The following is a 3,087-nucleotide window of genomic DNA, read 5'->3' on the forward strand; positions in this document are numbered from 1 at the left end:
TGTCTTTTCTTCAGTAGCCAATTTACCTTGCTCAACAGTCAGTTTTGCGACTTTTATGTTTCCTTTATTTCTATTAAAAAAAGGAAGATCAACAGAGAAGCCAAGACCAACAAAATCGTTCATTAAACTCGCACCACGGTCATAACTCACACCAAGTGTAACATCGGGAGTTCGCATGGCTTTTTCATATTTGTATTTAATGTCGTTATAGTCGTTTCCGAGTTTAAGAACTTTCATATCGGGACGATTTTCTACTGCCGAGGCCATTAGATTTCCTATATTGATATCTTCTATATTTTTATTTGCAGGAACAAAACCTTCGTCAGTCAATTTGATGAAACTTGCAGGAGGAAGATTCATTAAAACTTTAAGTTCTTTTTGTAATGAATTGTTGTCTTTCTGTAAATCGCTGATTTCTTTTAGAAATTGAAGTTCAGATGCTTTTAACCTAATGTATTCGGCCTTGCCAATATTACCTTGTGCGACCTGATTGCCATATGCTTTAATTAAGGTTTGCATTGACGAAAGCTGTTTTTTATAAATAGCTTCCTGAGCTTGCGTGTATTGCAGTTCAGTAAGATTGCTTCTAAACTCGATTTTGAGATTTCGTAAAAAAGTTTTGAAATATTCTTTGGCAATATCTACACCCACTTTTTCCATGGCGATCATTTTTTTTCGTTTTCCCGCAGTCTGAACCAATTGCTCAAGTTCGGCATTGACTTGTTGCGTTCTTCCGTAGTTTCCCCATAGAACGGGCAATTGTTGAGCAGTAGCATTGCTCCAAAGATTAATTTCTCCAACGGTCAATGTCGGATTTGGCCACAGTTTTGCCTGAATAACTTGCGCCTCAGCAATGTCGATATTCAGTTTTTCGGAAATAAGAGAAATGTTCTTTTCCAGAAATATAGCTTCGGCCTGATTTCGAGAAAGAACAATTGTATCGCTGATGGCTCCAATTTGTGCCATACTTTTGAGTGATACAATTAAAAACAAGGTTAAAAATATACGTTTCAAATTGAGTAGATTTAATAAGATGCAAAGCTATTTGCTACGTATTAAGCCTCAATTTGATGTCTGTTAGAAACCAGTAAGAGTTGGATTAGAAAACGATTAGAGTTTTGGGAAAATCAGTGTTACGGTGGTTCCAAACGTTTTTTTAGAAGTAATTGTAAACTCAATATTATTTTGTTTGAAGATTACATTGGCCAATGTCAAACCAATTCCGCTTCCTTTTATATCGCTTACATTTTTACCTCTGTAGAAGGTTTGTTTGATAAATTGAAGATCTTCTTCGCTAATGCCTTTTCCTTGATCTTCAATGATAATTTTTAGCTGCTGATTTTGTTCTAATAAACTGATTTTTATCGGATTTCCTTCGGAATATTTAACAGCATTTTCGATGATATTAAACAATGCAATTTTAATTTCGTTAGAATTTCCTTGTATAGAAAGCAGTTTATCATTCAATACTTCTAATGCAATTTGAATTTGCCCTTTTAAATGATAAGTGGCAGACAATTGATCGTTGATGTCCCAAACCAATTCGTCGACTCTGAAAATTTCGTTAAGTTCCATATTTTCGCGAAGCCCCGAAAGCATCATCAAAGTATTCATCGTGTCTTCGATTTGATAGACGTTTTCTAATACTTTCTGAGACATTTCTTTGTATTCGGCGCTGGTTCTGTCTTTTTGGGCAAAAACTTCAAGGTTTCCAGAAATGGCGGTTAAAGGCGTTTTGAATTCGTGTGAAACATAATTAATGAAGTTTTTCTGAATGATAAAAGTATCCGAAAGACGTTTCAGCAGATTGTTGTACGTTTCTATCAATTCCTGAATATCATCTTTGGTATTAGAAGAAACAATTTGTTTGTCTAAAGAAGAAGCCTGAATCTCATTAACTTGATTTATAATGTTTTTGATCGGAGTATAAGCCAAATTAGAAAGCAATCGGCTGACCAAATAAATACTGACCAATCCCGAAATTAAAACCAAAATCATAATGATCAATAATCTATCTGTCATGGTTTTGAAATCGGTATCGTTTTTTTTGACGAAAACTACAAAATCTCCTTGATTGTCATGATAGTAAGTTCCGAAGTAAAAATGATGTTTGGACTTAAAACTTAGTTTCCTGTTTTTTCTAATGTAATCTAATCGTTTTGAATTTATATTGTGATCCGAAGTTTTATCGCCGTATACAATTTGGTTTTTCTCGTTGTAAACGCGTGAAACTATTTCTAGTGAATTTTCTTTAAACTGCTGTCCAATAATTAAATGCTGATTTTTTGGAAGTTCGTCTTTCTCTAAATAGAAAATTCCTGTAAGAAGACAGGTTTTCTGCAATTCGTTATAAACTATTTTTTCAGAATAACTGTAAAAAGAAAAATACGTGATCAGCGAAGCAATGACAAACACAACGCTGAATGTCAAAGAAGAAATTAAAGTAAAGCGATTACGGATTTTCATAAATTATTCTTTTAGCATATAACCAATTCCTTTTATGGTGTGAATGAACTTATGATTGTGTTCTATTTTGTTTCTTAAATACGAAATATACACATCGACCACATTGGTATTATTGTCGTAATTAATTCCCCAAACTGCAGTTAGAATCTGAGTTCGCGACATTACTTTATTTCGGTTTTCTAATAAATACAAAAGCAGTTTATATTCTCTTGGCGAAAGATCGATCAATTCGTTATTTTCTGTGACTTTATGTTCGTCTGGATTAATGGTTAAAGTTCCGCAAGTGTACAAAGTTTCGGGTTCGTTGTAATTAAATTTTGTTCTTCGCGTAAGCGCATTTACTCTCGAAATCAGTTCTTTAAAATGAAAAGGTTTTACAAGATAATCATCGGCACCAGAATCTAGTGCAGTAACTTTATCATCGGTATTGCTCAATGCGCTGAGCATTAAAATAGGCGTATGAATCTTTTTAAAACGCATTAATTTGGTCAGCTGAATACCGTCAATTCCCGGAAGCATGATATCCATCAAAATAATATCCCAAGTATTTTCTTGTACAAGGTCGCGCGCCATTTCGCCCGTTTCGGCCAAATGCACAGTAAAGTTGTTTTCTTCTAAACC

Annotated in this window: 3 protein-coding genes; all 3 read right to left on the reverse strand. The window is 34.0% G+C overall.

What is annotated here, in order from left to right:
* Nucleotides 1–966: TolC family protein (locus B3J44_RS17040; RefSeq protein WP_286969863.1), on the reverse strand; the 966-nt coding region annotated here is incomplete at its 3' end.
* Nucleotides 967–1,110: 144 nt separating this feature from the next.
* Nucleotides 1,111–2,466, reverse strand: coding sequence for a sensor histidine kinase (locus B3J44_RS17045; RefSeq protein WP_286969865.1), 1,356 nt, complete (start codon nucleotides 2,464–2,466; stop codon nucleotides 1,111–1,113).
* Between the two features lie 3 nt (nucleotides 2,467–2,469).
* A partial coding sequence (locus tag B3J44_RS17050) for a response regulator transcription factor (RefSeq protein WP_286969867.1) occupies nucleotides 2,470–3,087 on the reverse strand: 618 nt, incomplete at its 5' end.

It is taken from the genome of Flavobacterium sp. UBA4854 (assembly GCF_002399805.1).
Classification (GTDB): Bacteria; Bacteroidota; Bacteroidia; order Flavobacteriales; family Flavobacteriaceae; genus Flavobacterium; species Flavobacterium ginsengisoli.